We start from the raw sequence: 6,313 nt of genomic DNA, 5'->3' as shown, positions 1-6,313 counted from the left end.
GGTCTCCTCCGCTGGGGTTTCAACACGGCCAGTTTGGCACATTCGATGCCGCAAGGGGCCGTCCACCCATCATTCTATGGCGGAGCAAGGAGCGAAGCGACGCAGCGCAGACCATAGAATCCATTCCGTGACCTACGAGCGTCGCAGCGGTTCAGAAAAAGCCCTCGTTCTGCATCGCCTCTACCCTTCGCGCGAGGTCACGGAATGGATTCTCGGGTCTGCGCGTCCGCTTCGCTCCCGCTCCGCCCGTGGATGACGAAGTTTGGAATGCTTCGGCCAATCTCGAATGGTTGCGATTTGCCGCCGAAAGAGAGCGCCGAGCATTCGCCGAGGGCCTGCCTCCGCCTTCCGTCGCGACCCTACGCTGGCCGCTTCTTCTGCTTCTTTCGCTTTGCCGGCTGGTCGGATTTCGGCCCGTCGAACTTTGGCTTGTCGAATTTCGCCTTGCCGGGTTTCTTCGCCCAGGTGTCCAGCGCCCCGGCATGCTGTCGTTCGCCCGGCGCTCGCTTCTCGAATCCGGGCGCGCCCTGGTCGAAAGAACGCTTGCCGCGATGCGGCTTTTTCTCCGGCCTCTGTGGCTGATAGCCGGCGCGCGACAAGTCCGGCGTGCCGTCGATGCGCCTGACCGCGATGTTGCCCTGCAGCTTGCGGTCGGGACCGATCGCGGCGACGAACCGGTCGGCCCAGTCGGCGGCGATCTGCACGAAGGTTTCCTCCGGCTGCATCTTGATTGCGCCGATCTCGCGCTTGGACATGCCGGCGGTGCGGCACAGCATCGGGATCAGCCAGCGCGGCTCGGCATTCTGCCGGCGGCCGACCGACAGCGAGAACCAGACGCTGTCGCCGAAATCGTCGCGGCGGCCCGATGTTTCTTCCCCGCGGCCCGATATTTCTTCCCGGCGCGCGAACTTCTCCTTTGATGGGGCGAAGGGCGCGACATCGATCAGGTCCTCAGGCGCCGAGCGGCTTGCCCGGCAAAGCCGCACGAAAGCGGCGGCCACCAGTTCGGCGCCATGCCGCTCCAGAAGCGCCGTGGCGAAGTCGCGCTCTTCCTCCTTCACCGGCTCGCCGAAGGAAGGATCGGCCAGGATGCGCTCGTCGTCGCGCCGCAGCACCTCGTCGGCCGAGGGCGGGCTCGCCCAGGCCGCGGTCAGGCCGGCATTGGCGAGCAGCCGCTCGGTGCGCCGGCGCGCATTGCCCGGCACGATCAGCGCGCTGACGCCCTTGCGGCCCGCGCGCCCGGTGCGGCCGCTGCGATGCAGCAGCGTCTCCGGATTGCTCGGCAGGTCGGCGTGGATGACGAGATCGAGATTGGGCAGGTCGATGCCGCGCGCGGCGACGTCGGTGGCGATGCAGACTTTGGCACGGCCGTCGCGCATCGCCTGCAGGGCGTGGCTGCGCTCGTTCTGGCTGAGCTCGCCGGACAGCGCCACCACCGCAAAATTGCGGTTGTTGAAACGCGCTGTGAGATGGTTGACCGCGGCGCGGGTGTTGCAGAACACCATCGCGTTGCCCGCCTCGTAGAAGCGCAGCACGTTGATGATGGCGTTCTCGCGATCGGCGGGCGCGACGGAAAGCGCCCGGTACTCGATGTCGAGATGCTGCTTTTCCCCGCCGCCGGCCGAGATGCGCACGGCGTCGCGCTGGTAACTCTTCGCCAGCGTGGCGATGGAGCGCGGCACGGTGGCGGAGAACATCAGCGTGCGGCGCCCGGCGGGCGCTGCGTCGAGGATGAATTCGAGGTCCTCGCGGAAGCCGAGGTCGAGCATCTCGTCGGCCTCGTCCAGCACGACCGCCTTCAGCGCCGACATGTCGAGCGCGCCGCGCGTGATGTGGTCGCGCAGCCGGCCGGGCGTGCCGACGACGATATGGGCGCCGCGCTCCAGCGCGCGCCGCTCGGTGCGCATGTCCATGCCGCCGACGCAGGAGGCGATCTCAGCGCCAGTCAGCTCGTAGAGCCATTCCAGCTCGCGCCGCACCTGCAGCGCCAGCTCGCGCGTCGGCGCCACGACCAGGCCGAGCGGCGCGGCGGCCTCGGCAAACCGCTCAGCGTCGCCAAGCAGGGTCGGCGCCACGGCAAGGCCGAAGGCGACGGTCTTGCCGGAGCCGGTCTGCGCCGACACCAGCGCGTCGGCCTCGCCGAGCTCCGGCCCAAGCACCGCCTTCTGCACCGGCGTCAGCGCGACATAGCCGCGTTTTTCCAGCGCTTGCGCCAGCGCAGGAACAATCGTTTCGAAACTGGACATTTTCTTCTTTCGGAATTCGGGGTTCTGCGCTCGTCATGGAGCACAAGGCCGGCACTGCGCCAGCCAACGGTATTTGGGCCGTTCGTACTTCCTGCAGCCGCCATTGTACAGAGCAGGCGGCACCGCCTCTCCCTTCTCCCCTTGTGGGAGAAGGTGGCCGCGAAGCGGCCGGATGAGGGGTGCTCCAGGGAAAGCCAACGTCTCACTCCGCTGGAATACCCCTCATCCGTCTCGGCGCTGCGCGCCGATCCACCACCCGGCCCTTCGCAGGCTCAGGGCGTTCGAAGCTCGAAAAGCCAAGCAATTGGCTTTTCGTCCGCTAACGCGGACCGCTTCTCACCCCACAAGGGGAGAAGGAGAAGCGCTGCGCCGATTGACTCTTCTGCCAAACCGCGTAAAAGCCCGCTTCGAACGGGATCATCCTCGATGCGCGGCCTTTCGATGGCTCTTCTTGCATTCGATACCCCCAGCCACGATGTGAACCATTGGGCCGGGCGTTCAGACGCGTCCGTCCGTTCCAGCAAAACCCCATTCTTGGCCAAGAAAACCGGCAAAACCAGCACCAAAACGGTGTGATTCCCTTGGCCTAACCACCCTCTCCCGGGTCCGGCCCGGGGGACGGAACCCGCATGAGGCCGGCGGGTTTCTCCAACAACCAAGCGGAGAGGGACAGGAGATCTTATGAGTTTCAAGGTTGCGGTAGTCGGCGCCACGGGCAATGTGGGCCGCGAGATGCTCAACATTCTGGACGAGCGCGGCTTCCCGGTGAGCGAAGTGGTGGCGTTGGCGTCGCGGCGCAGCCAGGGCACCGAAGTGTCCTTCGGCGACCGCACGCTGAAGGTCAAGGCGCTCGACCAGTATGATTTTTCCGACACCGACATCTGCGTCATGTCGGCGGGCGGCAATGTGTCGAAGGAATGGTCGCCCAAAATCGGCAAGCAGGGCTGCGTCGTCATCGATAACTCGTCGGCCTTCCGCTACGATCAGGACGTGCCGCTGATCGTGCCGGAAGTGAACCCGGACGCGATCTCGCTGTTCACGCGCAAGAACATCATCGCCAACCCGAACTGCTCGACCGCGCAACTGGTCGTGGCGCTGAAGCCGCTGCATGACGTCGCCACCATCAAGCGCGTCGTCGTCGCCACCTACCAATCGGTGTCGGGCGCCGGCAAGGAAGGCATGGACGAGCTGTTTACCCAGACCCGCGCGGTGTTCGTCGCCGACCAGGTCGACGTCAAGAAGTTCACCAAGCGCATCGCCTTCAACGTCATCCCGCATATCGATGTCTTCCTCGACGACGGTTTTACCAAGGAAGAGTGGAAGATGGTGGCCGAGACCAAGAAGATGCTCGACCCCAAGATCAAGCTGACGGCGACCTGCGTGCGCGTGCCGGTGTTCATCGGCCATTCGGAAGCCGTCAACATCGAGTTCGAGAAGCCGATCACGGCGGATGAGGCGCGCGAGATCCTGCGCGAGGCGCCTGGATGCCAGGTGCTCGATAAGCGCGAGAACGGCGGCTATATCACGCCGCTCGAATCGGCCGGCGAGGACGCCACCTTCATCTCGCGCATCCGCGAGGATTCGACCGTCGACAACGGCCTGTCGATGTGGGTCGTTTCCGACAATCTGCGCAAGGGCGCGGCGCTCAACGCCGTGCAGATCGCCGAGCTCCTGGTCGAGCGCGGCCTGATCCAGCCGAAGAAGAAGGCGGCCTGACGGCGGTTTGTTTTCGCTCACGGGCCGCACCGCCGCTGCCGCGGCTGGCCCTGCGCGGGCGCGCCGGACGGCCGGCGGCCCGCAGTGGCGGGCTCGGCCTTCGGCCGTGGCGCTTCCCCCTTCTCCCCTTGTGGGAGAAGGTGGATCGGCGCGAAGCGCAGAGACGGATGAGGGGTGTTCCAGCGGAGTGAGACGCTGGCGACCTCTACCGTCGCACTCAATGCCGGCTTAAGTCCGTGTCAAGCTGGAACACCTCTCATCCGTCGCCTTCGGCGACACCTTCTCCCACAAGGGGAGAAGGGGAAACCGCCCTCATGATCGGTCCAGAGCCCTCAGATATCCTCCTGCGCCCGGCCATCGCTTCCGACGCCCCCGCCATCGCGACCATGATGCGCGCGTCGCTCGATGCCTTCGACTGGATGCCGTTGCTGCACACACCGGAGGAGGACCTGTTCTTCATCCGCGACATCGTCCTGCCCAAGCAGCAGGTGACGGTCGCCGAGGCCGACGGCCGCATCGTCGGCTTCATCGCTGTCAATGAGAGTTGGGTCGAACAGCTCTATCTCGATCCGGCCTGGACAGGACAAGGCATCGGCAGCCGGCTGCTTGCCCAAGCCACCGCCGGCATGCTCTGGTCAAGCTCCATTGCTTCCAGGCCAATGCCGGCGCGCGCCGCTTCTACGAACGCCACGGTTTTCGCGCCGAAGCCTTCGGCGACGGCTCGACCAATGAGGAAGGGCTGCCGGATATTCTTTATGTCCTCAGGCGTTGAGTTCAGGCGCATTTTCGGCCGCCAGGCCGCGCAACATAGCCAGCGCCTCCTCCGCCCGCTCCGCCGGCACGAACAGATGGTCGTGATAGAAGGCCGAGACGGGATTGACCCCCATGCCGGCTGCGGCCAGCCGCTTGGTGATGGCGGCGAGGAAGCCGACGGCTTCCAGCGAGGAGTGGATGTCGAGCGTGATCATCCGGTTGCGGAACGTGCCGGCAAGGCCGGCAGCCTTGGCTTCATCTTCGGTCACGATCAGGGTCAGGCCTTCGCGCTCGCGGAACTGCATGACGGGATCGAGCCCATGCGGCACCGGTGTGTTAGGCGCCAGCGTCGTGAAGACATAGACGTCGGCAAGCAGTCGCGGCGTCATCGACGCCAACAGCCTGCGCAGGTCGGTCTCACCGGTCATCTTGTCTCCTCCGTTCCATTCACTGAACCACGCTTTTGAAAAAAACGCACCCGACCCGTAGGATCGCCGCGTGGTTCTCCGTCCTTGGTTCGAAGCTGGCAGAGAGCCAGCCCTTGAACCATCAGGAGGGAACATCCGTGAGCATTTCCGAAGCCGCGCCTGTCTCGAACGGCGCCTTGTGGACCGGGCGCGTGCTTAGCGCCGCCGTCGTCCTGTTCATGATTTTCGACGGTGTCATCAAGCTGCCGCCGCTGGATGTCGTCAGCCAGACGATGACCGAACTCGGTTGGCCGGCCGACGCCAATGTCGCGCGCCTGATCGGGATTATCGGGCTGATCTCGACCGCGCTCTATGCGTTGCCGCGCACATCAGTGCTCGGCGCCATCCTGCTCACCGCCTATATGGGCGGCGCGATTTCAACCCATGTGCGGATCGGCAATCCGCTCTTCTCGCACACCTTGTTCGGCGTCTATATCGGCATCATCCTGTGGGGCGGGCTCTACCTGCGCGACCAGAGGGTGCGCGCGCTGATCCCGGTCTCGCGATAGAGGAGCAAAAGAGATGTTTGCCACCATCCTCATTATCTTGGTCGTCATCATCGCCGCGATGCTGATCTATGCCGCGACCCGGCCGAACGATTTCGTCGTCACGCGTTCGGCCAGCATCAAGGCGCCGGCCGAGACGATCTTCCCGCTGATCAACGATTTCCGGCGCTGGCCCGAATGGTCGCCCTACGAAAAGCTCGACCCCGGCATGAGGCGCACGCTGTCCGGCGCCGAAAGCGGCAAGGGCGCGGCCTATGCCTGGGAAGGCAACTCCAAGGCCGGCAAGGGCCGCATGGAGATCACGAATTCGGTGCCGTCGTCGCTGGTGTCGCTCAAGCTCGACTTCGAAAAGCCGTTCAGGGCCAACAACAGTGTCGACTTCACGCTTTCGCCGTCCGGCGAGGGCACGACCGTCACCTGGGCGATGCGCGGGGCAAGGCCCTTCATCGCCAAGCTGATGGGCCTGTTCATGAATTTCGACACGCTGGTCGGCAAGGATTTCGAGGCCGGGCTCGGCAATCTGAAGCGCCTCACGGAGCGCTGAAAACCACGAAGTTTCAACAAGTTGGCGTTCAGTGCTGTAAATCCGGCTGGGCGTAGCCGGCCAATCTTCATCATTGTCGGG

The 6,313-nt window shown here is 64.9% G+C and carries 5 protein-coding genes and 1 pseudogene; 4 read left to right on the top strand and 2 right to left on the bottom strand.

What is annotated here, in order from left to right:
• Positions 1 to 359: 359 nt before the first annotated feature.
• On the bottom strand, positions 360 to 2,246 hold the full coding sequence (locus tag FJW05_RS19595; RefSeq protein WP_140634959.1) for a DEAD/DEAH box helicase: 1,887 nt from the start codon (positions 2,244 to 2,246) through the stop codon (positions 360 to 362).
• 681 nt (positions 2,247 to 2,927) lie between these two features.
• Between FJW05_RS19595 and FJW05_RS19590 the strand changes: the two genes are divergently transcribed.
• Positions 2,928 to 3,962, top strand: coding sequence for an aspartate-semialdehyde dehydrogenase (locus FJW05_RS19590; protein WP_095770019.1), 1,035 nt, complete (start codon positions 2,928 to 2,930; stop codon positions 3,960 to 3,962).
• Positions 3,963 to 4,276: 314 nt separating this feature from the next.
• A pseudogene (locus FJW05_RS27975) lies at positions 4,277 to 4,525 on the top strand (GNAT family N-acetyltransferase); the annotation flags it as partial.
• A 198-nt stretch (positions 4,526 to 4,723) separates the two neighbouring features.
• On the opposite strand, the gene FJW05_RS19575 reads toward FJW05_RS27975, so the two are convergent.
• A complete protein-coding gene (locus FJW05_RS19575; protein ID WP_140634955.1) occupies positions 4,724 to 5,143 on the bottom strand; it encodes an ACT domain-containing protein in 420 nt (139 codons plus the stop codon).
• A gap of 137 nt (positions 5,144 to 5,280) precedes the next feature.
• On the opposite strand from FJW05_RS19575, the gene FJW05_RS19570 reads away from it, so the two are divergent.
• Complete coding sequence (locus FJW05_RS19570) at positions 5,281 to 5,691, top strand: DoxX family protein (RefSeq protein ID WP_140634953.1); 411 nt, start codon at positions 5,281 to 5,283, stop codon at positions 5,689 to 5,691.
• A gap of 13 nt (positions 5,692 to 5,704) precedes the next feature.
• Positions 5,705 to 6,232, top strand: a complete 528-nt coding sequence (locus FJW05_RS19565; protein ID WP_140634951.1) for an SRPBCC family protein — start codon at positions 5,705 to 5,707, stop codon at positions 6,230 to 6,232.
• The last annotated feature ends 81 nt before the right edge of the window (positions 6,233 to 6,313 follow it).

Source organism: Mesorhizobium sp. B2-9-1 (assembly GCF_006439455.1).
In the GTDB taxonomy this organism is placed as follows: Bacteria; Pseudomonadota; Alphaproteobacteria; order Rhizobiales; family Rhizobiaceae; genus Mesorhizobium.
Note: the sequence above shows the minus strand (reverse complement) of the source record. Positions and strands in the feature narration are given on the sequence as shown.

What these genes read in the sequence shown, in the direction of transcription:
- FJW05_RS19595 (WP_140634959.1), bottom strand. Translation starts at nt 2,246, where the DNA reads ATGTCCAGTTTCGAAACGATTGTTCCTGCGCTGGCGCAAGCGCTGGAA.
- FJW05_RS19590 (WP_095770019.1), top strand. Translation starts at nt 2,928, where the DNA reads ATGAGTTTCAAGGTTGCGGTAGTCGGCGCCACGGGCAATGTGGGCCGC.
- FJW05_RS19575 (WP_140634955.1), bottom strand. Translation starts at nt 5,143, where the DNA reads ATGACCGGTGAGACCGACCTGCGCAGGCTGTTGGCGTCGATGACGCCG.
- FJW05_RS19565 (WP_140634951.1), top strand. Translation starts at nt 5,705, where the DNA reads ATGTTTGCCACCATCCTCATTATCTTGGTCGTCATCATCGCCGCGATG.